Below are 25,414 nucleotides of genomic sequence, written 5' to 3'. Positions count from 1 at the left end.
CGCGGGGCCTTCGTGACATACCGTTGAGGTCAAGACCGTCCGCGGACCCCCGACGGCCTCGGGGCCCGGGGACGGCCAGACGAGCGACGAAAGGCCGCGACACATGAACGGCGTGACCATCACTCTCGGGGCGATCGGCGTCCTGGTCTCCTTGTTCGCCTGGGGATCGTTCTTCCTGGGCATCGGTAGGATGGTGCGGTCCATCCGGCTGGGCCAGAAGGACGGCTACTCGCGCTGGACCCCGTTCTTCCCGCGCCTCAAGACGCTCATCGTGGAGTTCCTCGCGCACACGCGGATGCTGCGCAAGAAGACCGTGGGCGTCTCGCACTGGTTGGTGATGTTCGGCTTCCTGCTCGGGTCGGTCGTGGCCATGGAGGCCTACATCCAGACCTTCAACCCCGAGGGCCACTGGCCCATCATCGGCGGCACCGCCTGGTACCACTTCATCGACGAGCTGTTGGGCCTGGGGACCACGATCGGCATCATCGTGCTGATCATCATCCGCCAGCGCTCGATCCGGAAGGGCTTCAACCGCTTCACCGGCTCGGACCGCCGCGCGGCCTACTTCGTCGAGGCCATCGTGCTCATCGAGGGCCTGGGCATGATCATGGTCAAGGCCGGGAAGATCGCCACGTACGGCGGGGCCAACCCCGCCACCGACTTCTTCACCATGCAGGTCGCGCAGCTCCTGCCGGCCAACGAGACCATGGTGTCCGTCTTCGCCTTTGTCAAGCTCATGTCCGCCATGATCTGGCTGTACGTCGTGGGCCGGAACATCACGTGGGGCGTGGCCTGGCACCGGTTCGCGGCGTTCGTCAACATCTACACCAAGCGCGAAGCCGACGGCCGCACCGCGCTCGGCGGCCTCAAGCCCATGACCATGGACGGCCAGGCGCTGTCCATGGAGAAGATCGAGGAGCTCACCGAGGCGGACGAGGACTTCGAGCCGCAGCTCGGCGCCGGCGCCATCGAGGACTTCTCGTGGAAGGGCTGGCTGGACTTCACCACCTGCACCGAGTGCGGCCGCTGCCAGGAGCAGTGCCCCGCCTGGAACACGGGTAAGCCGCTGAGCCCCAAGCTCATGATCATGTCGCTGCGCGACCACGCCTACGCCAAGGCGCCGTACCTGCTCGCCGGTGGCAAGACCACCATGGGTGAGGAGACGGGCCTGGTCGACGCCGACGGCAACCCGGACGAGAAGAAGCTGGACCGGATCGACGAGGCCGCCCGCCGCGAGGCGCAGCGCCCGCTCGTCGGCCACACCACCGCCGACGTCCTGGACGACCCGACGGCCGCCGGCATCATCGACCCGGAGGCCCTGTGGTCCTGCACCACCTGTGGCGCCTGCGTCGAGCAGTGCCCGGTGGACATCGAGCACGTCGACCACTTCGTGGACATGCGCCGCTACCAGGTGCTCATCGAGTCCGAGTTCCCCACCGAGCTCGCGGGCCTGTTCAAGAACCTGGAGAACAAGGGCAACCCCTGGGGCCAGAACAACTCGGGCCGCGACGAGTGGATGAACTCCCTCGACTTCGACATCCCGGTGGTCGGCAAGGACATCGAGGACTTCGCCGACACCGAGTACTTGTTCTGGGTCGGCTGCGCCGGCGCCTTCGAGGACCGCGCCAAGAAGACCACGCAGGCCGTGGCCACTCTCCTGCACACCGCGGGCGTCAAGTTCGCGGTGCTGGGCCAGGGCGAGACCTGTACCGGTGACTCGGCCCGCCGCGCGGGCAACGAGTTCCTCTTCCAGATGCTCGCCGAGCAGAACATCGAGACGATCAACGACGCGTTCGACGGCGTCCCCGCCCAGCAGCGCAAGATCGTCGTGACCTGCGCCCACTGCCTCAACGCCATCAAGAACGAGTACGGCGAGCTGGGCGGTGACTACCAGGTGGTCCACCACACGCAGCTGCTCAACCGCCTCGTGCGCGAGAAGCGCCTCGTGCCGGTGGCCCCGATCGACGGCGCCGTGACCTACCACGACCCGTGCTACCTGGGCCGCCACAACAAGATCTACGAGGCGCCGCGCGAGCTCATGGACGGCTCGGGCGTCACGCTCAAGGAGATGCCGCGGCACGGCCAGCGGTCCATGTGCTGTGGCGCCGGCGGCGCGCGCATGTGGATGGAGGAGACGGTCGGCAAGCGGATCAACATCGACCGTGTGGACGAGGCCCTGGACACGCTCGGTGGGGCCGCCCCGACCAAGATCGCGACGGGCTGCCCGTTCTGCCGCGTCATGCTCTCCGACGGCACCACGGCGCAGACCGACGGCACCGACCTCGAGGGCAACGTCGAGGTCGTGGACGTCTCCCAGCTGCTGCTCGAGTCCGTCTCCCGCGACGGCCTGCCCGAGCCGCGCGAGCCCGAGTGGCTCGAGAAGCCGCGCCGCGAGAAGAAGTCCGCGGAGCTCGAGGCCGAGAAGGGTGACGACGACGAGGCGACCGCCTCCGCCGCCGCGCCCGCGCGGGAGAAGCCCCACAACGCCGTCACCGACACCGGCGACGGCGCCGAGGTGGCGGCCGCCGGGACCGCCGGTGCCGTGAGCGCGGCCGCCGCCGGGCCCTCCGTGGCCGACTCGAAGGGTGCGCCCAAGTCCGGCGGTCTCTCGCTGGGCGGCGGGGGCAGGGCCCCCGGCGGGGCCAAGGCTCCGGGCGGCGCGAAGGCACCCGGCGCCCCGAAGGCCGGTGGCGAAGCCGCGGTCGAGGAGCAGTCCGCGGTGAAGGACGCGGAGCGCACCGAGGAGACGCGCGAGGCGGCCCAGGGTTCGGCTCCGGCCACCTCGGGTGCTCCCGAGGCGGGCGCCGGCGCACCCAAGTCGGGTGGGCTCACACTCGGCGGCGGCAAGGCGAAGGCGCCCGGCGGTGCGAAGGCGCCCGGTGGCGCGAAGGCTCCCGGCGGAGCCGGGGCCCCCGGCGACGCCAAGGCCGCGGCCGCTGAGCCGCCCGCCGAGACCGGGGCGTCCGCTGCCGCGAAGCCGACGGTCGGCCTCGGGCTCAAGGGCGGTGCCAAGGCCCCGGGTGCGCCCAAGGCGTCCGGCGCGCCGAAGGCCACTGCGAAGGCGCCGGCTGATGCGCAGGCCCCGGCCGATGCACCGGCCGACGCGACCCCCGCTGCCGACACGTCCGCCACTGAGGAGACGGCTGCCGAGGCCGCCCCCGCCGAGGCGACCGAGGCCTCTCCGCCCGCCAAGGGCGGTGCCATCCCCAAGGCGAAGAAGCCCGGCGGCTACGGCCTGTCCCTGGGCTGATTCCCGCCGGACGCGACCGCGGCCCGTGATCACCTCTGTGATCACGGGCCGCGGTCTCTTCCTGTCGCGCACAAGACGCCAACCGCCGGTCAGCAGGTGTGGTGCGTCTCCTGGACCCGGTACACCGGCGTCGGGATGCCCTCCATCCGCGCCTTGAGCTGTAGCGCGAGGTACTTGGAGTAGTGGCGCGACTGGTGCAGATTCCCGCCGTGGATCCACAGCTGCTTCACGTTGGTCGGCTTCCACATGTTGCGCAGCTCCCCCTCCCACGGACCCGGATCGCGCGTGGTGTCGGAGCCGTAGCCCCACACCTTTCCGACCTGGTCCGCGACCTCCTGGGACACCAGGTCCACGAGCCACTGGTTCATCGAGCCGTATCCGGTGGCGTAGACGATCAGGTCGGCGGGCAGCACGCGCTCGCCGTCGAGCTCGACGCCGTCCGGCAGGATCCGCGTCACCTGCCCGCGTTCGAGGGCCACTTCTCCGTCGATCAGGAGCTGGCTGGCACCCACGTCGATGTAGTACCCGGAGCCGCGCCGGAGGTACTTCAGGAACAGGCCCGACCCGTCCTCGCCGAAGTCGAGGTCGAAACCTATGTCCCGGAGCTTGCCGTAGAACTCGGCGTCCTTCTCCGCCATCTGGTCGTAGACGGGGATCTGCGCGTCCGGCAGCAGCCGGTAGGGCCAGGAGGCGAACAGCATATCCGCCTTCTCGGTGGTCACGCCGGCCTCGAGCGCCTCCTCCGAGTAGAGCGGACCGAGCGCGAGCGACATCAGGGACTCGCTCCGCGAGATGTGGGTGGACGAGCGCTGGACCATCGTCACGTCCGCACCGTGATCCCAGAGAGCGGCGCAGATGTCGTGGGCGGAGTTGTTCGAACCGATCACCACGGCCCGCTTGCCCTCGACGTCGCCCTCGCCGGTGAACTCGGACGAGTGCCACTGGTCGCCGGTGAAGTCCTCGGCGCCGGCGAAGTGCGGGATGTTGGGGTAGCCGGACACCCCGAGCGCAAAGATCAGCTGGGTCGGCCTGAGCTCGATCTCCTCGCCCCGCCGGTCGACGCGGACGCGCCACGTCCCGTCCGCCTCGTCGAACTCGGCACCCAGACACTGCGTGCCGGACCAGTAGTCGAGGTCCATGATCGCCGTGTAGTGCTCCAGCCAGTCGCCCACCTTGTCCTTGGCGGGGAACACCGGCCAGTCGTCCGGGAACGGGATGTAGGGCAGGTGGTCGTACCAGACCGGGTCGTGCAGGTGCAGCGACTTGTAGCGCTTGCGCCACGAGTCGCCGGCGCGCTCGTTCTTCTCGACCACGATCGTCGGCACACCGAGCCGCTTGAGCCGGGCCGCGAGGCCGATACCGCCCTGTCCGCCGCCGATGATCACCGCGTAGGGCTGCTCGGTGTAACCGAGCGATTCCCTCCGCTCGGTCTGCTGCTCGAGCCAGGTCCGGCGTCCACGGCGGATGACGTGCTCGACGCCCTTGTCGCGGTCGCGGCCCTTCTTCTCCTCGTGCCCCTTGAGTTCCTGCAGCGTGGTGAGAAGGGTCCACGCGCGGCCGTCGCGCAGCCGGAGATGACCCCAGCCACGGCCCGCCGCGGTCTCGAAAGTGATCCACGCCTCGGTCACCCCGTCGGCCTCGGTCGCCGGCTCGGCCAGCGCCCATCCGTCCGGCGCGACGGCGGCCAGTTGGGTTTCGAGCATGTCCCGGATCTCATCGCGCCCCTCGAGGGTCCGCAGGTTCCAGGTGAAGGACACGAAGTCACGCCAGAAGCCCTCGGTCTCGAACATGTCGGCCGCACGCTCGATGTCGCCTGCACGCAGCGCCTCGCCGAACTCCGCCAGCCACGTCTCCACGGCCCGATCGGCACTGCCGGCTCGGGCGGGTGCTTGCGCTGTCTGTGTCATGACCACTCCTTCGGTGTGCTGTAGCGTTTTTCATGACGTAGATCACACTGTGTTCCCGAGGGGGTGGCAATGTCGTTGCACCCGACGTTGCGGTTCTCCGACCCGAAGACCTTCGCGGCCCGGTCGATCGAGGCCCACGAGATCGCGCTGTCCGGCGGAAAGCCGCCCGGCCTGGACGCGCGCGTGCTGCGCGCCTGGCAACGCAGCGGGGACGCGGGAATCTCCCCCGACCAGCAGGCCCCCCGCAGCTTTCTGTCGCGGGACGAGCTCGCGACCGCACGCGAGATGACGCCGCTGCACCCGGTCGCGGCGGAGGTCGTGGCATCGGTGGCGGACACCTCGGCGGCCGGGCGCCACCTCGTCGTCGTCTCCGACACCCGGGGGCGCGTGCTGTGGCGCGCGGGCAGCGCACAGGCGTTGCGCCGCGCGGACTCGATCGCGTTCGCGGAGGGCGCGGACTGGTCCGAGAGGGGCATCGGCGCCAACGGCATCTCGCTGGCTCTCGAATCCGGGGCCCTCACCCACGCCACCGCGGGCGAGCACTTCGTCCGCGCCCACCACGGCTGGACGTGCACCGCGAGTCCGATCAGGGATCGGCGGGGGCGGATCATCGGGGTCCTCGACGTGTCCCACCCGCTGCGGTTCTCGTCGATGGAGACCGCCGCGCTGGTGCGCTGCGGCGCGCGACTCGCCGAGTCTCTTCTCGCCGCGCTACCGTCGTCCCCCGGCGCGGCCGCCGACCCCGGGCACAACGACAACCCCGCCGCCCACGAACCCGGCCACGACCCGGCCGCCCGTTCCAACCCTGTCACCGCGATCCGGCTGCTCGGGTGGAAACCGGCCGTGATCCGGGCGGACGGGACCTCGATTCCGCTCACGCCCCGGCGGGCCGAACTCTTGGCGCTGCTGGCCTCCCGGGAAGCGTGGTCGGCGCGGGCGCTGTCGGAGGCTCTCTACGAGGACCCGACGGCCACCACGACGGTGCGCGGTGAGGTGCGTCGTCTCCGCCGGGCCACCGGGCTGTCGATCGAGTCACAGCCGTACTCGCTGTGCCCGCTCGAGCGCGAGTGTGTGGATTTCCTGCGCGTCGAGCATCCCGACGAGCTCCTCCCGGACTCGGAGATCCCGGCGATCGTCGACCTCCGATACGGGATCTGACCGCAGCGATCCGCCCGGGATCGACGACTCCTCCTCCGACCGGGCATGTGGCGCCGGGCACGACGAGACGGGTGGCACAATCAGCAGGTATGACTCCTGAGACCACGGGACGCGCGCTCCGCCAGCCGCGCACGCTCGACCAGTCCTCCAAGCTCAAGGACGTCCTCTACGAGATCCGCGGCCCGGTGCTGGCGCGGGCGAACCAGCTCGAGGCGGAGGGGCACCGCATCCTCAAGCTCAACATCGGCAACCCGGCGCCGTTCGGGTTCGAGGCGCCGGACGTGATCATGCGCGACATGATCGCGGCGCTCCCCCACGCGCAGGGCTACTCGGAGTCCAAGGGCATCCTCTCGGCGCGGCGGGCCATCTACACCCGCTACGAACTCGAGCCCGGCTTCCCCAAGCTGGACGTGGACGACATCTTCCTGGGCAACGGCGTCTCCGAGCTCATCACCATGACCATGCAGGCGCTGCTCGACGACGGCGACGAGGTGCTCATCCCCGCCCCGGACTACCCGCTGTGGACGGCCATGACCTCCCTCGCCGGCGGCACCCCGGTGCACTACCTGTGCGACGAGGACGACGACTGGAACCCGTCGCTCGAGGACATCGCCGCCAAGATCACGCCGCGTACCAAGGCGATCGTCGTGATCAACCCCAACAACCCCACCGGCGCCGTGTACTCGCGCGAGGTGCTGCAGGGGATCGTGGACCTGGCGCGCGAGCACAACCTGCTCATCCTGGCCGACGAGATCTACGACCGGATCGTCTACGACGAGGCGCAGCACATCTCGATCGCCTCGCTCGCACACGACCTGCTGGTCCTGACCTTCAACGGCCTGTCCAAGACGTACCGCGTGGCCGGCTACCGGGCGGGCTGGGTCGCCATCACAGGCCCCCAGGCGCACGCGGCCGGTTTCCTCGAGGGCCTGGAGCTGCTGGCCTCGACGCGCCTGTGCCCCAACGTGCCCGCGCAGCACGCCATCCAGGTGGCGCTCGGCGGGTACCAGTCGATCAATGAGCTGATCGAGCCCGGCGGGCGGCTGCACGAGCAGCGCGCCATCGCCTGGGAGAAGCTCAACGCGATCCCCGGCGTGAGCTGCGTCCGGCCGATGGGCGCGCTGTACGTGTTCCCCCGGCTGGATCCCGAGGTCCACGAGATCCACGACGACCGCCAGTTCGCCCTGGACCTGCTCGAATCGGAGCGGATCCTGGTCACGCAGGGCACCGGCTTCAACTGGCCGGACCCGGACCACTTCCGGATCGTCACCCTGCCGCCCGGGCGCGACCTGGCCGTGGCGATCGAGCGGATCGGCAACTTCCTGGCCTCGTACCGGCAGTAGCGGCCCGTCGCCTGGGCCGGACCCCGGCCCGGCGCGCCTCAGCGGGCGGTCGTGCCCACGGTGGCCCGGTCGAGCTCGGCGGCGGACGCGGTCCGGGAGAGCCACACGGCGGCGGCGGTCGTCAGCGGCACGCACAGGGCCAGCGCGACGGCGCCGACGAGCGAGCGCAGCACCTCCACCGCCACGACGTCCGAGGTGAGGATGGACAGCGGACCGCGCGTGCCCACGGAGAACAGCAGGAGCAGTGGCAGCGCCGTGCCCGTATAGGCCAGGACCAGGGTGTAGACCATGGACGCCACGTGGTCCCGGCCGACGCCCATCGCGGCGCGGAAGATCTCCACCGGCCCGGCGTCGGGGTCGAGGTGGCGCATCTCGAAAACGGTCGCCGACTGGCTCACCGTGACATCGTTGAGCACGCCCAGCGCGCCGATGACGAACCCGGCGAGCAGCAGCCCGCTCACCGAGACGTGCTGGAGGTACACCTGCACCTGGGTGGTGCTCTCCGAGCTCAGGCCGGTGAGCCGGGTGGTCTCGATGACCAGCCAGCTCAGGGCCGCGGCTCCGAGCATGGCGGTGAGCGTGCCGAGCAACGCCGCGTGCGTCTTGAGGTTGACCCCGTGGACGAGGTAGATCACCAGGTAGAGCACCGCCGAGCCGCCCACCACTGCGACGAGCAGCGCGGAGTGGCCGTCGAGGATCGATGGGAGCACCCAGCCCACGATGACGCCGAGGGCGATGACGATCCCCGCCACGGCCCGCAGTCCCTTCCACGCGCCCACGGCCACCATGACGATCGCGCCGAACAGCAGCCACAGCACGAGCGGCACGGTGCGGGTGAAGTCCTCGAAGGCGTAGGTGACGGCACCGCCCCCGGCGTCCGAGCGGCCGAGCTGGATCTCGTCGCCGGGGCCCAGGTCGGGCGAGCCGGGGCCGGGTGGGATCTCCAGCAGGACCTGCCGGCCCTCGTCCGGGCCGCTCGTGAGCTGCACGATCGAGCGCGAGCACTCCGGCCCGGGGAAGCGCGGTTCGAGCGGCGAACCGGGCAGGACACGCCCGTTGTCCGGCGACCCGCAGGGACCCACGTCGGTCGAGACCACCTCGGCGCCCTCGGTGACCACGGAGGTGCCCGCCGACCACGCGTAGGTGGGGTCGACGGTGGGTTCCGCATAGCTCGGCCACAGCACGGCCACGCCGATCGCCGTGGCCAGGGCCGCGACGGCGAGGACCAGCACCGCGATCCGCCCTGCCCGCCCCTCGGGGACCAGACCACCGATCCGCGGGGCCGAACGCCGACCGGAGGCGCGGCGGCGGTGTGCGCGGGGGCGGTGTGACTCGGGGGGCGTGCTGACCATCCGCGTCACTGTAGTCGGGCGTGTGGGGTCGTGCGGGAGGCTCCCGCGTCGACGTTCACGCCCTGACGAGCTCCGCGATCGCCGCCACCGGGGTGGCCGGCACCGGCGCGGGCACCTCGGGCACACCGCGGCCCAGGGCCCGGTACGTCCAGCCGGCGGCTGTCCAGCGCTCGCCCGGCATACAATTACGGCCGTCGAGGAGGACCCGGCCCCGGGCCACGGCGGCCACGGCGGCGGGGTCGAGCTCCACGAACTCGCCCCACTCGGTGGCCACGAGCACCACGTCGGCGCCCTCGCACGCGGCGATCGCCGAGTCGGCGTAGGCGAGCGTCGGGTACAGCCGGCGGCTGTTGTCCATGGCCTGCGGGTCGTAGACCACGGTCTGCGCGCCCTTGAGCGAGAGCATCCCCGCCACCGCCAGCGCCGGGGAGTCGCGGACGTCGTCGGAGTTGGGCTTGAACGCGGCGCCGAGCACGGCGACCGTGCGACCCAGTAGCGTGCCGCCGCACACCTCGGCGGCGAGCTCGACCATCTTCTCGCGGCGCCGCATGTTGATCGAGTCCACCTCGCGCAGGAAGGTGAGCGCCTGGTCGGCGCCCAGCTCGCCGGCGCGGGCCATGAAGGCGCGGATGTCCTTGGGCAGGCAGCCGCCGCCGAAGCCGAGGCCGGCGCCGAGGAACCGGCGGCCGATCCGCGGGTCCATCCCGATCGCGTCGGCGAGCACCGTGACGTCGGCACCGGCGGCCTCGCACACCTCGGAGACGGCGTTGATGAAGCTGATCTTGGTGGCCAGGAACGCGTTGGCGCTCACCTTGACCAACTCGGCGGTGGGCAGGTCGGTGACGATCACCGGGCACGGGTCGCTCTCGAGGATCGGCGCGTACGCCTCGTCCACCAGGGCGCGGGCCGGGCTGGCCGGATCGGCCAACCCCACGACGATGCGGTCCGGCGTGAGCGTGTCCCTGACCGCGAAGCCCTCGCGCAGGAACTCGGGATTCCACACGACCTCGGCGCGCACGCCGACCGGGGCGTGCAGGTCGGCCAGGTCCTGCAGACGCGCGGCGGTGCCCACCGGCACGGTGGACTTGCCCACGAGCACCGCGTCGCGGCTCAGCAGCGGCGCCAGGCCCGTCACCACGGCCTCGACATAGGTGGTGTCCGCCGCGAACTCACCCTTGCGCTGCGGGGTCCCCACGCCGATGAAGTGCAGATCAGCGAACTCGGCGGCCTCCGCGTAGTCGGTGGTGAACCGCAGGCGGCCGGACTCCACGTGCCGACGCAGGATCTCGGGCAGGCCCGGCTCGTAGAACGGGACCTCGCCGGCGGTGAGGCGAGCGATCTTCTCGTCGTCGACATCCACCCCCAGCACCTCGTGGCCGAGCTCGGCCATGCAGGCGGCGTGGGTGGCGCCGAGGTATCCGGTCCCGAACACGGTCATACGCATGTCGCCGTTCTATCGGCGGCACACAACGCCCCGGGAACGCCCCGTGCACGTCCCGGTGAACGCCGGACGAGGACTCCGGGGACGGGTTACGCCGAGGTGGCCGTCAGCGGAAGTTGAGGTAGGCGCGCGACGGCGTGGGCCCGCGCTGCCCCTGGTACTTGGACCCGACCTTGGCGCTGCCGTACGGCGTCTCCGCCGGGCTGGACAGGCGGAACAGGCAGAGCTGGCCGATCTTCATGCCCGGCCACAGCGTGATGGGCAGGTTGGCCACGTTGGACAGCTCCAGCGTGATGTGCCCCTCGAAGCCCGGGTCGATGAACCCGGCCGTCGAGTGCGTGAGCAGGCCCAGACGGCCGAGCGAGGACTTGCCCTCGAGGCGGCCGGCGAGGTCGTCGGGCAGCCCCACGCGCTCGAGCGTCGCGCCCAGGACGAACTCGCCCGGGTGGAGGACGAAGGGGTCGCCCTCCGCCGGCTCGACCATCTCGGTGAGGTCGTCCTGCTGCCGCGCCGGGTCGATGTGCGTGTAGCGGGAGTTGTTGAACACGCGGAAGAAGCGGTCCAGGCACACGTCGATGCTGGACGGCTGGATCATCGACGGGTCGAGCGGGTCCAGCACGAGGCGGCCGGAGTCGAACTCGGCGCGGAGGTCACGGTCGGAGAGCAGCACGGGGTCGAGGGTATCGCGATCGGGCGTGTCGCCCGGCCCGAAGGGCGGCCGTCGGGTGGCGGGCGCATGTTCGGCTGCCCGGGCCCGCGACCTGCCTGCGGGCCGCCTGCCGCCTGCCCGCGGGCCGCCAGCGCACGCAGCCCAGCGCACGCAGCCCAGCGCGCGCCGACAGCCGCCCCTGATCGCGCTCGTCTGCCACGGCTATTGTCGTAGCGGATAGGCACGAAGAGGGGCGACCTTCCCAGAGCCCGGCACATGCCGGAGCAGATGCCACACCGGCTGGCAGGCGCCGGAGCAGATGCCACACCCGTGTCAAGCGCCGGGCAGCTGCCCGAGCAACTGCCGGGCAGAGCCGCCCGCGGGGGGCGGAAGCGGGCTAACGCTCGGGTGCGGACGCGGGGCCGGACGCGGAATCGCGCGCGGTCTGGTCGGCCCGGCCGTCCCGGCCCACCGGTCGGGAGTCGCGGCCGGCGAGCGGCGCGACCGACCGCGGGCAGCCGGCGAGCAGGCGGATCTGCATCCCGAGGTCGGCGACACCCACACAGGTCTGCGCGAACGGCAGCCGGTGCCGGCGCACCGCCCCGTCGGGGCCGGTCACCTCGAGGTCCACGCCGGCCCGGTCGAGGCCCACGAGCAGCGGCCGTTCGGCGGGGACGCAGCGCGCGAGCCGGGCTGCGATCCGCTCGACCACGGGGCAGCGCGGGTCGCCGAGGTGGGCCAGCCAGAGTCCCTCGAGGTCGGCGAAGGGGTCGGGGCCGGAGGTGGCGAGGTCGTCCGGGTCGATGGCGGTCACGCCGTCGTGGTCGGTGAGTACGATCCGCTCGGGCGCCAGCCGCACGAGTGCGGCCGCGGTGCCCACGTCGAGAAGGGCGGGGTCGGCGAGCTCGCGCGCGATGTCGCTGGCCACCCGGCGTTGCTCGGGCGTGGAGGGCACAAAGATCCGCCCCTCGACGACGACGACCCGCCGGCACCGCCCGTCGGCCGCACCGCCGACGAGCACGTCCAGCACCTCGAGCCGCGCGGGCATCTGTCCCTCCCCGGCGCCGGCCTCGCGTGCCGCCACCTCGCGGGCGACCGCCGCCGGCACGACGAGGCACAGCTCGGCGGTTCCGGGGATCGCGTGGACCAGGGGGACGGCGACAGCGGTGCCGCCGCGGAAAAGCCCGTCGCGGGAGAGCCTGCCGCGGGCCGGGTCGCCCGGGGTCAGCGTGGCGCGGGCGGACCGCCGCAGCGCCGAGAGCGTTCGTTCGGCGGGCTCGGGGACGGGTCCCACGAGTGGACGCATGGCTTCTCCTCGTCGTCGTCTCCTACTACCGGAGGGCCCGTGGCACCCCGGCGTCCGACGAGCGGGGGACGCCGGGGTTCCACGGCCGCGGGGACGTGACTACCCGCACGTACAACTTAGGTAAGGCTTACCTCAAAGCGCAAGGGGTTTCTCGTGTCAGTTCCCGTCGAGCAGGGCCGCGAGTTCGCGCTCGACGTCGTCGACACTCGCGCAGACCTGCGAGAACGGGATCCGGAGCCGCTCGCGAAAAATCGCCTCCGGGGCGGCGATCGCCACGTCGATCCCGTGCCGGTCGAGGCCCACGATCCACGGATCGGCACCGGCCACCTGGCGCCCCGCCCCCAGGGCGAGACGCACGGCCAGCGTGCCGCCGTCGACGCCGAGCCGGCGCAGCCACACCTGCTCGTCGACGCCGATCGGATCGACGGCGGCCGCGACCAGCTCGCCCCGTGGCACCACGTACACACCGTCGTCGGACAGGTACGTCACCTCGAGCGGGCGCAGCTCGGAGAGCCGCAGCGCGCCCACGTCGCCGTCGGGCCCGGCCTCGGCACCGTCCGCCGCCACCAGGCGGCGACGGCGGGCCGACGACGACGAGGTGACGATCCCCGAGATCCGGACCACTCCCCGGGTGACCGCACACTCGTCGTCACACCCGACCCCTCCCCCGGCGGGACGGCCGTCGATCGCGAACGACGGCCGGACGGACCGGCCCCGGCACCGGCCCGTGCACACGGTGTCCACGATCTCGACGGTGGCGGACCCGCCGGGCGTGGTGACGCCGGGGGCGTCGACGGCGTCGCGGGACATGCCGCCGACGTCCACCACGAGGACGACCACACCGTCGTCGCGCACCCGCGCCGACCGCAGGGGCCGGCAGAGCATGCCGGCCTCGACCGTGCCGCCCGCACCGCGCGCGAGGACCGTGCGGACGCGCTCCGCGACCGGGCGCACCCCGGACCGCTCCACGCTCTCGTCCCTCATCGACTCCTCCTCGCCCCGTCGGCGCCCGCTATCCGGACAACCGTCCTACTAAAATGGACTCTCCTCCTCTTAAGCGCCCGAGAGGGCCGATTCAATACCCGGGTGCACCCGAAAATGCCGTGAGACCAGCCACAACATGAGGGCGACGTCGGGTTGGAGGGGGCGGGCGATATGCGTTCACACCGCCTGACGTGGTGGAATCGGGGACATGGACGAGTTCAGGGAAGAGCCCTCGACGTACATCTGGCGCTGGACCACGTGGTCGTGGGTGTGCGTCGGGCTCGGCGTGCTCATCGTGCTCATGGGCGTCACCGGCGGCGGCTCGGTGGCGCCCTGGATCATCGGAGGCGTGGCCGTGGCGGTGGTCGGCGGCGTCGCGTTCGGCTTCGTCCCCCGCGCCTCGCTGGCACAGAAGAAGCGGCCCATGACCGAGAAGGCCAAGCGCAAGGCCACCGAGAAGAGCCGCGGCGCCGGCGGGACGGGTTCCGGGACCGGGGAGAAGGGCACCGAGCCAGCCGCGTGATATTCTGTTCCGGCACTGCCGATGTAGTTCAATGGTAGAACTTCTGCTTCCCAAGCAGACAGCGCGGGTTCGATTCCCGTCATCGGCTCCACCGCGATGTCCCGGACCGCCGCTCGACGAGCGGTCCGGGACATCGCCCATGTGTCGTGGGGCTCTCCCACATCCCGTCCGCCGGCGACCCGGGCTAGACGGACCGCTGCGAGGACGCGGCCGGCCGCTTCGCCGTCATCCGCTCCCGTTCCCGACGTCCCCGCCGCCCTGCTGCCCTAGCCGTCCTTGCCGTTCTCGCCGCGGCGGCGCAGGAACTGGAAGCCGGGGATGCCGGCCAGCGCCTCGAGGCACTGCTGCGCCACCTCGAGGATCTGGTGGACCTCGGGGCCGACGTTGTCCAGCGAGGACAGGACGGGCAGGACGTCGTTCTCGAGAGTGCCCACGATGAGCGGCAGGTGATCGATGAGCTTGACCGTGGCCGCGACCTCGTGTGGGTCGATCGAGGTGAGGACCTCGTCGGTGATCGGCTCGACCGACGCGAGGGTCCGGTCCGCGTAGGCCAGCACCTCGACGACCCGCGTGGCCACGTCCCGGACGGTGTCGGGGTCGAGCTCCGCGTTTGCGAGCAGCGTCTCCACGACCGGCCGCACGGGCGCCAGGGCGGTGTCGGCAAAATCCAGCAGCGGCTCCACCCGGCCCACGAGCTCGACCACGCCCGCCAGCTCCCGCGGGTCGACCGACGCCAGGATCTCGTCGGTGATCGGTTCGACCGACGCGAGGGTCCGGTCCGCGTAGACCAGCACCTCGACCAGGCGGGAGGCGACGAGCCGGGCGGCGTCCGGGTCGAGCTCGGCCTCGGCGACCATCGCCTCCACCAGGGGACGCACGGGCCCCAGGGCGGTGTCGGCGAACTCCACCAGGTTCGCCACCCGACCGACGAGACCGACCACCGCCGCGACCTCGCGCGGGTCCACCGAATCCAGGAGCTCGTCGGCGATCGGCTGCACCGCGGCCAGGGTCTGGTCGGCGTAGACCAGGACCTCCGCGAGGCGCGCAGCCACCCGCCGGGCCGCGGCGGGATCCAGCTCGGCGTCCACGAGCAGCGCCTCCACCACGGGGCGCACGGGCGCCAGCGCGGAGTCCGCGAAGTCGAGCAGCGGCTCGACGCGCGCGACCATGGCGTCGGCGGCGTCGACCGTGCCGCCCACCCGACCGACGATCGCGTCCGCCGAGTCCACGGTGGACCCGACCCGGCCCACGATCCCGTCAGCCGACTCGACGGTGCGCGCCACGTCATCGACCACCTCGTTCGCCCGCTGCACCGTGGCCCGGACCCCGTCGACCGTCTCCGCGGCGGAGGCGACGATCCCGTCGATCGCGTTGACGGTGCGCTCGGCGTCGTCGAGCAGCGCCTCGACCCGCTCCATGATGTCGTCGACGCTCTCCAGCAGCCCCACCACGCGCGCCGGCAGCGAGCCGACGAGCCGCACCACCTCGAGCTCCCACTCGACCACCCGGAACGCGGCCCGGACGAGCGACGAGGGCCCGGGAATCCGCAGCTGGATCTCTGCCATGCACCGATTCTGCCCGACCCGGCCCGCTCCGGCCCCCGGATCCGGTCACCATGGGACGCGCGACCGGCATCACCGTCTCCCTGTGCGGGCAGGCGGCGTCCATGCAAATCAGAGCACTTCCTCACCTTGGACGGATGGCCAGAAAGGCATTAGCATCGTCGTTGTTACCGGCGAGTAGGTTCCGCTGCGCCCAACGCCCCCGGACCCCTCAACCGGCCGCATTCACGACAACGCCATCACACTCCGAATGGAGAAGCACCGTCATGGGTCACTACAAGAGCAACGTCCGCGACCTCGAGTTCAACATGTTCGAGGTCCTCGGGATCGACGAGGCGCTCGACGCCGGCGAGTTTGGCGACATGGACACCGACACCGCCAAGGGCATCCTCGCCGAGGCCGCGACCCTCACCGAGGGTCCCGTGGCCGAATCCTTCGCCTCCGCGGACCGCAACCCGCCGGTGTTCGACCCGGAGACCCACTCCGTCTCGATCCCCGAGGACTTCAAGAAGTCCTTCCGCGCCTGGTACGAGGCCGGCTACGTGTACATGGGCCTGCCCGAGGATCTCGGTGGTATGCCCGCTCCCCGCGCCCTGACCTGGGCCGTGGGCGAGATGATGCTCGGCGCCAACCCGGCCGCCTACATGTACTCGGCCGGCCCGGCCTTCGCCGCCGTGATGTACGAGAACGGCACCGAGGAGCAGAAGAAGTGGGCCGCCACCTGCGCCGAGCGCGGCTGGGGTGCCACCATGGTGCTCACCGAGCCGGACGCCGGCTCCGACGTCGGCGCCGGCGTCACCAAGGCCATCAAGCAGGACGACGGCTCGTGGCACATCGAGGGCGTCAAGCGCTTCATCACCTCGGGCGACTCCGACGACCTCTTCGAGAACATCTTCCACCTGGTCCTGGCCCGCCCCGAGGGCGCCGGCCCGGGCACCAAGGGCCTGTCCCTGTTCTTCGTCCCCAAGTTCCACTGGGACTTCGATACCGACACGATCGGCGAGCGCAACGGCGTCTTCGTCACCGGTGTCGAGCACAAGATGGGCCTCAAGGTCTCCGCCACGTGTGAGGTCACCTTCGGCGGCCACGGCGTCCCCGCCAAGGGCTGGATGGTGGGCGGCGACGAGCTCAACCAGGGCATCCGCCAGATGTTCGACGTGATCGAGCACGCCCGCATGATGGTCGGGACCAAGGCCATCTCCACCCTGTCCACCGGCTACCTCAACGCCCTCGAGTACGCCAAGGAGCGCGTCCAGGGCGGCGACATGGCCGAGATGGCGGACAAGAACGCCCCGCGCGTCACCATCACCCACCACCCCGACGTCCGCCGCGCGCTCATGCGCCAGAAGGCGTTCGCCGAGGGCCTGCGCTCGGTGTACCTGTACACCACCGCGCACCAGGACGTGACCATCGCCCAGCGCGTCTCCGGCGCCGACGGCGAGCTCGCCCACCGCGTCAACGACCTCCTGCTGCCCATCGTCAAGGGCGTCGGCTCCGAGCGCGCCTACGAGCTGCTCACCGAGTCGCTCCAGACCCTCGGCGGCTCCGGCTTCCTGCAGGACTACCCCATCGAGCAGTACATCCGCGACGCCAAGATCGACTCGCTCTACGAGGGAACCACCGCGATCCAGGCGCAGGACTTCTTCTTCCGCAAGATCGCCCGCGACCGCGGCACCGCCGTCGGTCACGTGTCGGCACAGATCAAGAAGTTCCTCGAGTCCGCCGACGCCCGGCCCGAGCTGGCCGCCGAGCGCGAGCTGCTCACCACCGCGCTGGCCGACGTCGAGGCCATGATCGGCGGCTGCTTCGAGCACCTCATGGCCGCACAGGAGGACCCCAAGCGCCTCTACATCATCGGCCTGGCCTCCGTGCGCCTGCTCATGGGCTTCGGCGACCTCATGATGGGCTGGCGCCTGCTCGAGGGCGCCGAGATCGCCCTGGGCAAGCTCGACTCCGCGACCGGCGACGACAAGGCCTTCTACACCGGCAAGGTCGAGGCCGCCAAGTGGTTCGCCCACAACGAGCTGCCGCTCCTCACGGCGACCCGCGGCATCGTGGCCGGCCTCGGCACCGAGCTCATGGAGATGGACGAGGCCGCGTTCTGATCTGACGCGCGCGGTCGCCGCCCCACGGCGTACCCGCCCGCCCCTCCCGACATCGGCGACTCCACTGCTGCTTCGGCGACCCCCTCAGGGGTAGCAGATCCGGCGGTGGAGTCGCCGATCGTGTAGGTGCCGGGCTGCGGGCCGGGTCCACCGCGTCCTCGTCGGGGACCCGGTGCGCCCGCGGGCCGGGCACTGGTCCATACTGAGCGGACACACTGCTGACATCCATGGCAGGGGAAGTCCGGTGAGAGTCCGGCGCTGACCCGCAACGGTGTGCCACCCCTCGACAGGTGGCGAGCCCGATCGCCTGCCCGGACGTCCGCGGCTCCACCCATCGCCGTGGTCTGCGATCCGGAGCCCCGCAGGCCATGTGGTGCACCCGTGCACCTCGGCGCCGACGGGTCCCGGCCCGCCGGACCCGCCAGAGGAACCGAGGTCCGCATGTCCCGCCGAAGCCTGCCCCAGCCGAGCCCGACCCGCCGCCGGCGCACCGCCGCCGTCGCCGTCACCACCGCCGTCGTCCTCGCCGTCACCGGCTGTTCCCGCGGGGAGCCCGGGAACACGGCCGCGGCGGCCGAGCCGTTCGCCGAGCCCGTCACCATCACGAACTGCGACCGCGAGACGACCTACGACACCCCGCCGCAGCGCATCGTGTCGATGAACGACCACGTCACGGAGACCCTCATCCAGATGGGTGCCGGAGACCGGATCGTCGGAATGGGCTACGGCGAGAGCACGGACGTGCTCCCCGAGGTCGCGGACCGGTTCCACGCGATCCCCTCGCTCGCCGAGGAGTACCCGACCGCCGAACAGATCCGTGACCTCGAGCCGGACCTCGTCGTGGGCGGCATGCGCAGCGCCTTCGACGAGAAGGAGGGCCGCAGTCGCGACGCGCTCGCCGCCGCCGGGATCCCCACGTTCCTCTTCTCCGAGTACTGCGGCGAGGGCTTCTCCGATATCGCGCTCCTGGAGAACGACTTCGCACAACTCGGACGGATCCTCGCCGTCGAGGAGGGTGCGGTGCAGCTCACCGAGCGGATCACCAACGGCCTCGACGCGGTCCGCGAGAAGCTCGACGCGGCCGGCGTCGCAGACGTGCCCACGTTCTTCTACGACGGCGGCGAGGCCGAACCCGTCACCATCGGCGGAGTCGGCATCGGCCACCTCATCGGCCGGTACGCGGGCGCGGCCAACGTCTTCCCGGAGGGCGACCGCCCCTACCTCGCCACCAGTTGGGAGGTGATCGGCGAGCGTGCGCCCGAGGCCGTGGTCGTGCTGGACTACGGCAAGACGAGCGCCGAGGACAAGATCCGCCATCTCGAGGCACAGCCGATCATGGCGACCACGCCGGCGATCCGCGAAGGCCGGATCGTCACGGTCCCGCTCGCGGACTTCTTCGAGAGCTCACGCATGGTCACGTCGGTGGAGACGATCGCCGCGGCCCTGCACCCCGACGCCGTCGAGGACTGACCGGATGGCCCGGCTCGCGACCAGCGCCCCACCCGGACGCCGCCGTCTGCGGGCGCTCCTCCTGCCGCTCCTCGTCGCCCTCGCCTGTGCGCTGGCCGGCGGGGTCGCACTCGGCACGATCTCCATCCCGGTCGGCGACGTGGCCGCGATCGTCGCCCACCGCATCGCCCCCGGCGCGTTCGCCCCGTGGTGGTCGGAGGCCCGAGCGGCGATCGTCCTCGAGTCCCGCCTGCCACGCGTGCTCACCGCGGCCGCCGTCGGTGCGTCGTTGGCGCTCGCCGGCGGCGTCGCCCAGGCGGTGACCCGTAACCCGCTGGCCGACCCGTACCTGCTCGGGGTGTCCTCGGGGGCGGGCTTCGGCGTCGTCGTCCTCACCGTCTTCGGCCTCGGCGCGGGCACCCTCGGCCTCTTCACCCTTCCCGCCGCCGCGTTCCTCGGCGCCCTCCTCCCCCTGGTCGGGACCGTGCTGGTCGCCCGCCGAGCGCACGACCCCACGGCGATCGTCCTCGTGGGCGCGGCCATGACGATGGTCTTCTCCGCCCTCATCACCTTCACGCTGCTCGTCCTGGGAGACGTCCACCAGCTGGGCACCGTGATGCGGTGGCTCGCCGGCGGATTCGGGGACGCCTCGTGGCGGATGGTCGCGGTCCCGATGGTGGTCCTCGCCGTCACGGGCACCGCCGTCATGCTCGCCTCGCGGCGCCTCGACCTGCTCCTCACCGGCGACGACGGGGCCACGGCGATGGGGATGAACGTCCCCCGGTTCCGCGTGCTCCTGTTGCTCACGGTCTCGTTGCTCACGGCGGGCGCGGTCGCGGTGTCCGGCACCATCGGATTCATCGGACTCCTCGTTCCCCACCTCGCCGGATACCTCACCGGACGCACCGCCGCGCGCCTGTTGCCCACCGCCGCGGTCCTCGGCGCGCTCGCGCTCGTCCTGGCCGACATCGCCGCGCGCTCCGTCAGCCCCGACTCCGAGCTGCCCGTCGGTGTCGTCACGGGCATCGTCGGCGGCCCGCTCTTCGTGGCGATGCTGTGGCGTCGCCACCGACAGGAGACCCCATGAGTCACCTCTCCGCGACATCCGTAGCGGCACGCCTCGGCGGCCACCTCGTCCTGGACGGCGTCGACCTGCAGGTGGTCCCGGGCCGGGTCACGGCACTGGTGGGACCGAACGGCAGCGGCAAGACGACGCTCCTACGCACCTGCTACCGCGCGCTGCCCGCGGCGGCCGGAGTGGTCGAGGTGGACGACACCGACATCCGCCGTCTACGCCGACGCAGCCTCGCCCGCACCGTCGGCGTGAGCACCCAGGAGCCGGCCACCCTCGGCGGGATCACCGTCCGCGAATCGGTCCGCCTCGGGCGCACCGTGCAGCGTGGCCTGTTCGAGTCCTTCGGCGCGGACGACGTCGACGTCGTCGACACCGTCCTCTCCCAGGTCGGGCTCGCCGACCTCGCCGACCGTGATGTACTCACGCTCTCCGGTGGGCAGCGCCAGCGGGTCTCCATCGCCCGCGCGCTCGCCCAGGAGCCGCGGATCCTGATGCTCGACGAGCCCACCAACCACCTCGACCTGCACCAGCAGCTCTCCGTACTCGACCTGCTCCGGACACTGGCGCAGGACGGTCTCGCCGTGCTGCTCACCGTCCACGACCTGCGGCTGGCCGTCGAGTACTGCGATGCGATGGCGGTGCTCTCGGAGGGCCGGCTCGTGGCGGCCGGCGCGCCCGAGGAGATCCTCGACGCCGACCTGCTGCGTTCGGTCTTCCGGGTCCGTGGCGAGGTGACGGCCCGCGACGACGGCACCCGCACGCTCGAGATCAGGGGGATCGCCCGTGACTGACGCCCTCGCCCGCGCCTACCTGGCGGTCGCGCCGGCGCTCGGCCCGTTCTCCCCGACCGTGGACCCGGTCCCCACGCCGCTCCCGGGAGAACTCCTGACGTCCCCGACGTGGCTGGCCGACCGCATCCGCGACACGGGTGTGCGCTGGTCGCACACCGGCGACCGGGTCAACGGCACGCTGTGGTGGTACTCCGCGAGTTCGACGCTCGTGGCCGCACCCCTGTCGATGCTGCTCGCCACCGGCGCCGCCCCCGACCCGCGTCCGGACCGGCTCACGATCTGCCTGCGCGAGAACGGCTACCTCGCCGCGGCCCGCTCGGACCGGCGCTGTTCGTCCCGGGAGGAGTTCGTCGCCGCGCTGCACCGGGCCCTCGACGCCGTGATCGCGCCTCTCGCGGCCGTCTCCGGCGCGTCGACCCGCGCGCTGTGGGCGATCGCCACCGACTCGGTGGCGAACCGCGCGCTCGACGCCGGCCGCCGGCTCGCCCGCGAGGACGAGGCCGTCGCACTGGCCCGGGCAGTCACCCGACCACCGTTCCTGCCCGCCCGCTTCACGGACGTGACGGCACCGAGCGGCTCCCGCCGGTTCGTGCACCGTTCCTCGTGTTGTCTCATCTACCAGGCGACCGACGGCCCCAAGTGCGCGAGTTGCCCCCGGCGCACGCCCGCCGACCGCCGGGCCGAGCTCGAGAAGCGCATCTGACGCCCCGCCCCCGGCTCCCGGCCCCTCCCCACATCGGCGACTCCACAGCTGGGTCGGCGACCCCCACAGGGGTAGCCGACCCAGCTGTGGAGTCGCCGATTCCGGGACAGCGGGCGCGTCAGCGGGGCCCGCCGGGTCAGCCGGGTCCGGGCAGGCCGGGCAGTTCGAGGGGCGGCAGCCCGGGGATCTCGATCGGGCCGGGCCCGGGCGGCGGGGGCGGGGGCGCGTCGCCGCCCGGTCGGTCGTCGCCGGACTCGGGGCGCGGCGCCGGCCGGCACTCGATGCGATCGACCGGCGCGTAGGTGGAGGCGAACGAGTCAGTGCTGACCGTGTCGTCGCCGCGCGTGACGGTGCGGGTGACGCGCACGGTGTAGCCGTCCTCACCGGGCTCGGGGCTGCACCCCTCGCCGTTCAACACCCGCGTCTCGGGCCGCCGGAGGTCGGTCCGCGGCGAGGTCGAGGTGCGCACGTCGTACTCCGGGGTGCCCCACAGTCGCACGGTCACGGAGGTGCCGGTGCCGAAGGCGTCGATCACCAGCCCGGTACTCTGCGCGTTGCGGAAGCCCACGTCGGAGGTACCGGTGGCGTCGCGGCCGGCAGGAAAGGCGTCGTGGGCCACGCCCCGGCCGGTGCGGACGAGGTCCTGGGCGCCGGCCTCGTAGGCGGCGTTGAACAGTGCGGTGGCCACGGCGTCGGTGGACACGCCCGAGGTGGCCGTCCCGGCGACGTCGGCCATGGAGAACGACTCGCCGGCGGGGACGAGGTGCCCGGCCAGGGAGGCGAGCATCGACTGCGCCCCGCCGCCCGCGCCCACGGCCACGGTGAACTCGCCGACGGGGGCGCGGATGCCGGCCTTCTCGGCGTCCTCGGTGGTGAGTTCGGGGTCGCGCCCCACGTAGGCGACGGGCATCACCCGTGGCCCCTCCGTGTCCGTCATCTGCCCCGGCAGTCCGCCGAGCAGTGGGCCCCAGTTGACGGTGCGGCCCTGCACGGCGGGGACGACGCTGGCGGTGGTGCCGCTGAACGAGAAGGTGGCGTCGCGCCCCTCCTGCTCGGTCTCGGCCAACATCGGCTCGAGGATGCCCTTGGCGACGTCGGCGTCGAACCGCGGCTCCAGGACGTCGCCGTTGCGGACAAAGCTCAGGTACTCGCCGATCCGGTCGCGCGGGAACACGATCGGCACGGCGTCCGGCCCCGCGGGGTCCACCATCTCGATCTCGCGCCCGGGTGGCCGGGCGCGCTCCTGTCCGGGCTGGGCGGGCGGGGGCGGCGGCGTGGTGCTGACGGTGGTGACCGGCGGCTCGGTACCGTCGGGCCGCATCCGGGAGGCCAGGAGGGTCACGTCTCGGCCGGCGGCGGGCTCGGCGATGTCGCGGATCAGGGCCCGGACCTGGTCGGCGTCGGTCTCGGTGGGGGTGTAGACGACGGCGAGGTCCACGCCGTCGTCGTCGAGCCAGTGCGCCAGGATCTCGTCCCGCGACCGTTCGATCTGCAGACGCTGCCCGTCGAGTGGGATGGCCGAGCGGACCTCCTCGCGGTCAAACCAGATGGCGCCCTCGCGCGGCTCGAAGTCGGCCTGCAGCGCCAGCTTCTCGAGGAACTCGGTGAGGCGCGCGTCGGGGATGATGCTGGCGATGCCCACCTCGCGGGAGAGGAACAGGCTGAAGAAACGGGTGAACGGGTTGAGCGGCTGCTCGCCGCCCCGGTCGAGGGTGCCCTGCCAGTCCACGGACAGTCCCACGGAGCGCGGATCGAGCGAGGTGGAGACGACCCCGGCGCGCAACGCCACCTCGTCGTCGACCTTGGGTCCCAGTTCCCGGATGAGGCGCTGCTCGGCGTCGACGGTCTTCATCCCACCCACGTCGATCCCGGCCACGACCGTGCCGCGCGGCACCCGGCCGATGCTGTGGACCAGGTCAAACCCGTAGAGGACGGACAGGGCCATGAAGACGCCGACGGCCGTGTAGATCCACCGCGACCGCACGCGGTACCGGCGGCGGTCGGCGGCGGCCGGGCGCGGGTCGGCGCCCTCGAGCACGACGGGCCGGGCGTGCCCGTCGTCGCCGCCGGTGGTGCGCTCGTCCACGCGTCCTCATGCCTCCTCACGGGTGGGGATCACGGCGACCGGGTGAGCGCCGCGACCGGGGGATGTCCACACCCGTTCTGTCGTGATGAATCCCACTATGGCGGACTCCGGGCCCACCTCGCGGGACGCGCGCCGCGCCGGCGCCCTGTTCCCTGGGGTTTCGCGTGGTAGAGCCCGGATGTTACGACGACGAGACCGGCCCCCGCCCGGGAGTGGGCGGGGGCCGGTGCGGGCCGAGGGGCGCTTCTCAGCGCGGCGCGGTGTCGGCTCAGCGCTCCACGATGGCGGTGATGCCCTGACCGCCGGCGGCGCAGATCGAGATGAGCGCGCGGCCCGAGCCCTTCTGCTCGAGCAGCTTGGCGGTGGCCGCGAGGATACGGCCGCCGGTCGCGGCGAACGGGTGGCCCGCGGCGAGCGAGGAGCCGTTGACGTTGAGCTTGTTGCGGTCGATCGCGCCGAGCGGGGCGTCCAGGCCGAGACGCTCGGAGCAGTACTCCGCCGACTCCCACGCGGCGAGCGTGGCGAGCACCTGCGAGGCGAAGGCCTCGTGGATCTCGTAGAAGTCGAAGTCCTGCAGGGTCAGGCCGTTGCGCTCGAGCAGGCGCGGGACCGCGTAGGTGGGGGCCATGAGCAGGCCGTCCGGGGTGCGGCCGTGGTGGCCGTGGACGAAGTCGACGGAGGCGGTCTCGGAGTCCACGAGGTAGGCGCGGACGGGGAGCTTGTTCTCCTCGGCCCAGGCCTCGCTGGCGAGCAGCACGGCGGAGGCGCCGTCGGTGAGCGGCGTGGAGTTGCCGGCGGTCATGGTGGCCTCGGTGCCATGGGCCTCGGCGTCGCGCTTGCCGAACACCGGCTTGAGCTTGGCCAGCTTCTCGGCCGTGGAGTCGGCGCGCAGGTTGTTGTCGCGGGCCACACCGAGGAACGGGGTCACCAGGTCGTCCTGGAAGCCGGCGTCGTAGGAGGCTGCGAGCTTCTGGTGGCTGGCGGCGGCGAGCGCGTCCTGGTCCTCGCGGGTCACTCCCATCTCGCGGGCGGTGATCGCGGCGTGCTCGCCCATCGACAGGCCGGTGCGGGGCTCGGAGTTCTGCGGCTGCTCGGGGACCAGGCCCTGCGGGCGGATCTCGCCGAGGAGCTTGACGCGGTCGAGCGTGGACTTGGCGGCGGAGACCTTGATGAGGGTCTTGCGCAGGTCGTCGTTGACGGCGAGCGGGGCGTCCGAGGTGGTATCGACGCCGCCGGCGATGCCGGCCTCGATGCGGCCCAGCGCGATGGCGTCGGCCACCTGGACGGCCGAGGCGAGGCCGGTGCCGCAGGCCTGCTGCAGGTCGAAGGCCGGGGTGTGGGAGTCCAGCACGGAGCCGATCACGGACTCGCGGGTGAGGTTGAAGTCGCGGGAGTGCTTGAGTACGGCGCCGGCGGCGACCATGCCGAGCTTGGCGCCCTGCAGGTGGTAGCGGCTCGCGAGGCCGTCGATCGCCGCGGTGAGCATGTCCTGGTTGGAGGCGTCGGCGTACGCGCCGTTGGACCGGGCGAAGGGGATGCGGTTGCCGCCGACGATGGCGACCTTGCGGGGGCTGGTGGTCACGTGTGTCAACTCCGTTGATCGAGGATTGCGGTGGCCTACGTGGCGGCCCTCCGCGTATTGTTACTCAGCAGTAAGTTACTTGTCGACCCCACACGGGCACGGCAGGATGGCCGGAAACGCCGCCGCCGTCACCGAACGTCGACGTACC

Annotated in this window: 18 protein-coding genes, 1 tRNA gene and 1 riboswitch; of the genes, 10 read left to right on the top strand and 9 right to left on the bottom strand. The window is 72.0% G+C overall.

What is annotated here, in order from left to right:
* The first annotated feature begins 103 nt into the window (after positions 1–103).
* Positions 104–3,250: a (Fe-S)-binding protein gene (locus ACH0BZ_RS06245; RefSeq protein WP_406897113.1), complete on the top strand. Its 3,147-nt coding sequence runs from the start codon at positions 104–106 to the stop codon at positions 3,248–3,250.
* Between the two features lie 89 nt (positions 3,251–3,339).
* Here ACH0BZ_RS06245 and ACH0BZ_RS06240 read toward each other — a convergent pair whose 3' ends face one another.
* Positions 3,340–5,157 carry an NAD(P)/FAD-dependent oxidoreductase gene (locus ACH0BZ_RS06240; RefSeq protein WP_406897112.1) on the bottom strand — a complete coding sequence of 606 codons (1,818 nt, stop codon included), beginning with the start codon at positions 5,155–5,157 and terminating at the stop codon, positions 3,340–3,342.
* A gap of 69 nt (positions 5,158–5,226) precedes the next feature.
* On the opposite strand from ACH0BZ_RS06240, the gene ACH0BZ_RS06235 reads away from it, so the two are divergent.
* Positions 5,227–6,315 (top strand): GAF domain-containing protein, encoded by a 1,089-nt coding sequence (locus tag ACH0BZ_RS06235; RefSeq protein WP_406897111.1) that lies wholly within the window; start codon positions 5,227–5,229, stop codon positions 6,313–6,315.
* 89 nt (positions 6,316–6,404) lie between these two features.
* Positions 6,405–7,658 (top strand): pyridoxal phosphate-dependent aminotransferase, encoded by a 1,254-nt coding sequence (locus ACH0BZ_RS06230; RefSeq protein ID WP_406897110.1) that lies wholly within the window; start codon positions 6,405–6,407, stop codon positions 7,656–7,658.
* A 38-nt stretch (positions 7,659–7,696) separates the two neighbouring features.
* Here ACH0BZ_RS06230 and ACH0BZ_RS06225 read toward each other — a convergent pair whose 3' ends face one another.
* The 5 genes from ACH0BZ_RS06225 to ACH0BZ_RS06205 all read right to left on the bottom strand — a co-directional run bounded on the left by ACH0BZ_RS06225 (position 7,697) and on the right by ACH0BZ_RS06205 (position 13,390).
* A complete protein-coding gene (locus tag ACH0BZ_RS06225) occupies positions 7,697–9,010 on the bottom strand; it encodes a YibE/F family protein (RefSeq protein ID WP_406897109.1) in 1,314 nt (437 codons plus the stop codon).
* A 55-nt stretch (positions 9,011–9,065) separates the two neighbouring features.
* Positions 9,066–10,454, bottom strand: coding sequence for a UDP-glucose dehydrogenase family protein (locus tag ACH0BZ_RS06220; RefSeq protein ID WP_406897108.1), 1,389 nt, complete (start codon positions 10,452–10,454; stop codon positions 9,066–9,068).
* Positions 10,455–10,557: 103 nt separating this feature from the next.
* Positions 10,558–11,121 carry a dCTP deaminase gene (gene dcd / locus ACH0BZ_RS06215; protein WP_406897107.1) on the bottom strand — a complete coding sequence of 188 codons (564 nt, stop codon included), beginning with the start codon at positions 11,119–11,121 and terminating at the stop codon, positions 10,558–10,560.
* Between the two features lie 376 nt (positions 11,122–11,497).
* Positions 11,498–12,406: a hypothetical protein gene (locus tag ACH0BZ_RS06210; RefSeq protein WP_406897106.1), complete on the bottom strand. Its 909-nt coding sequence runs from the start codon at positions 12,404–12,406 to the stop codon at positions 11,498–11,500.
* Between the two features lie 156 nt (positions 12,407–12,562).
* Positions 12,563–13,390 (bottom strand): hypothetical protein, encoded by an 828-nt coding sequence (locus tag ACH0BZ_RS06205; RefSeq protein WP_406897105.1) that lies wholly within the window; start codon positions 13,388–13,390, stop codon positions 12,563–12,565.
* Between the two features lie 208 nt (positions 13,391–13,598).
* Between ACH0BZ_RS06205 and ACH0BZ_RS06200 the strand changes: the two genes are divergently transcribed.
* Both ACH0BZ_RS06200 and ACH0BZ_RS06195 read left to right on the top strand, forming a co-directional pair.
* Positions 13,599–13,913, top strand: coding sequence for a hypothetical protein (locus tag ACH0BZ_RS06200; RefSeq protein WP_406897104.1), 315 nt, complete (start codon positions 13,599–13,601; stop codon positions 13,911–13,913).
* Positions 13,914–13,930: 17 nt separating this feature from the next.
* Positions 13,931–14,004 (top strand) — tRNA-Gly (locus ACH0BZ_RS06195).
* 175 nt (positions 14,005–14,179) lie between these two features.
* Here ACH0BZ_RS06195 and ACH0BZ_RS06190 read toward each other — a convergent pair.
* Positions 14,180–15,478, bottom strand: a complete 1,299-nt coding sequence (locus ACH0BZ_RS06190) for a methyl-accepting chemotaxis protein (RefSeq protein ID WP_406897103.1) — start codon at positions 15,476–15,478, stop codon at positions 14,180–14,182.
* Between the two features lie 263 nt (positions 15,479–15,741).
* Here ACH0BZ_RS06190 and ACH0BZ_RS06185 point away from each other — a divergent pair, with 263 nt between their 5' ends.
* The 5 genes from ACH0BZ_RS06185 (at position 15,742) to ACH0BZ_RS06165 (ending at position 21,598) form a co-directional block, all read left to right on the top strand.
* Entirely contained in the window at positions 15,742–17,580 is a 1,839-nt protein-coding gene (locus tag ACH0BZ_RS06185; RefSeq protein ID WP_406897102.1) for an acyl-CoA dehydrogenase, read from the top strand.
* A 187-nt stretch (positions 17,581–17,767) separates the two neighbouring features.
* Positions 17,768–17,910, top strand: a riboswitch (cobalamin riboswitch).
* A gap of 111 nt (positions 17,911–18,021) precedes the next feature.
* The gene (locus ACH0BZ_RS06180; RefSeq protein WP_406897101.1) at positions 18,022–19,050 is read left to right on the top strand and encodes an ABC transporter substrate-binding protein; all 1,029 of its coding nucleotides are present in this window, start codon (positions 18,022–18,024) and stop codon (positions 19,048–19,050) included.
* Positions 19,051–19,054: 4 nt separating this feature from the next.
* Positions 19,055–20,116, top strand: coding sequence for a FecCD family ABC transporter permease (locus tag ACH0BZ_RS06175; protein ID WP_406897100.1), 1,062 nt, complete (start codon positions 19,055–19,057; stop codon positions 20,114–20,116).
* Positions 20,113–20,895 carry an ABC transporter ATP-binding protein gene (locus ACH0BZ_RS06170; RefSeq protein ID WP_406897099.1) on the top strand — a complete coding sequence of 261 codons (783 nt, stop codon included), beginning with the start codon at positions 20,113–20,115 and terminating at the stop codon, positions 20,893–20,895. The genes ACH0BZ_RS06175 and ACH0BZ_RS06170 overlap by 4 nt, the downstream gene beginning before the upstream one ends.
* Complete coding sequence (locus tag ACH0BZ_RS06165) at positions 20,888–21,598, top strand: (2Fe-2S)-binding protein (RefSeq protein ID WP_406897098.1); 711 nt, start codon at positions 20,888–20,890, stop codon at positions 21,596–21,598. Before ACH0BZ_RS06170 ends, ACH0BZ_RS06165 begins: the two co-directional genes overlap by 8 nt.
* Before the next feature lie 136 nt (positions 21,599–21,734).
* Here the strand turns inward: ACH0BZ_RS06165 and ACH0BZ_RS06160 are convergent, their stop codons facing one another.
* Positions 21,735–23,684: a VanW family protein gene (locus ACH0BZ_RS06160; protein WP_406897097.1), complete on the bottom strand. Its 1,950-nt coding sequence runs from the start codon at positions 23,682–23,684 to the stop codon at positions 21,735–21,737.
* A 268-nt stretch (positions 23,685–23,952) separates the two neighbouring features.
* Positions 23,953–25,266, bottom strand: coding sequence for an acetyl-CoA C-acetyltransferase (locus ACH0BZ_RS06155; RefSeq protein WP_406897096.1), 1,314 nt, complete (start codon positions 25,264–25,266; stop codon positions 23,953–23,955).
* Positions 25,267–25,414 lie beyond the last annotated feature (148 nt).

Source organism: Dietzia sp. 179-F 9C3 NHS, from assembly GCF_045369825.1.
Taxonomy (GTDB): Bacteria; Actinomycetota; Actinomycetes; order Mycobacteriales; family Mycobacteriaceae; genus Dietzia.
This window is presented reverse-complemented; position numbering and strand designations above follow the sequence as displayed.

Coding starts and splice junctions, on each gene's coding strand:
- ACH0BZ_RS06210 (WP_406897106.1), bottom strand. CDS start 12,406: ATGCGTCCACTCGTGGGACCCGTCCCCGAGCCCGCCGAACGAACGCTC.
- ACH0BZ_RS06225 (WP_406897109.1), bottom strand. CDS start 9,010: ATGGTCAGCACGCCCCCCGAGTCACACCGCCCCCGCGCACACCGCCGC.
- ACH0BZ_RS06200 (WP_406897104.1), top strand. CDS start 13,599: ATGGACGAGTTCAGGGAAGAGCCCTCGACGTACATCTGGCGCTGGACC.
- ACH0BZ_RS06175 (WP_406897100.1), top strand. CDS start 19,055: ATGGCCCGGCTCGCGACCAGCGCCCCACCCGGACGCCGCCGTCTGCGG.
- ACH0BZ_RS06205 (WP_406897105.1), bottom strand. CDS start 13,390: ATGAGGGACGAGAGCGTGGAGCGGTCCGGGGTGCGCCCGGTCGCGGAG.
- ACH0BZ_RS06185 (WP_406897102.1), top strand. CDS start 15,742: ATGGGTCACTACAAGAGCAACGTCCGCGACCTCGAGTTCAACATGTTC.
- ACH0BZ_RS06240 (WP_406897112.1), bottom strand. CDS start 5,157: ATGACACAGACAGCGCAAGCACCCGCCCGAGCCGGCAGTGCCGATCGG.
- ACH0BZ_RS06245 (WP_406897113.1), top strand. CDS start 104: ATGAACGGCGTGACCATCACTCTCGGGGCGATCGGCGTCCTGGTCTCC.
- ACH0BZ_RS06220 (WP_406897108.1), bottom strand. CDS start 10,454: ATGCGTATGACCGTGTTCGGGACCGGATACCTCGGCGCCACCCACGCC.
- ACH0BZ_RS06170 (WP_406897099.1), top strand. CDS start 20,113: ATGAGTCACCTCTCCGCGACATCCGTAGCGGCACGCCTCGGCGGCCAC.
- ACH0BZ_RS06230 (WP_406897110.1), top strand. CDS start 6,405: ATGACTCCTGAGACCACGGGACGCGCGCTCCGCCAGCCGCGCACGCTC.
- ACH0BZ_RS06235 (WP_406897111.1), top strand. CDS start 5,227: ATGTCGTTGCACCCGACGTTGCGGTTCTCCGACCCGAAGACCTTCGCG.
- ACH0BZ_RS06180 (WP_406897101.1), top strand. CDS start 18,022: ATGTCCCGCCGAAGCCTGCCCCAGCCGAGCCCGACCCGCCGCCGGCGC.
- ACH0BZ_RS06190 (WP_406897103.1), bottom strand. CDS start 15,478: ATGGCAGAGATCCAGCTGCGGATTCCCGGGCCCTCGTCGCTCGTCCGG.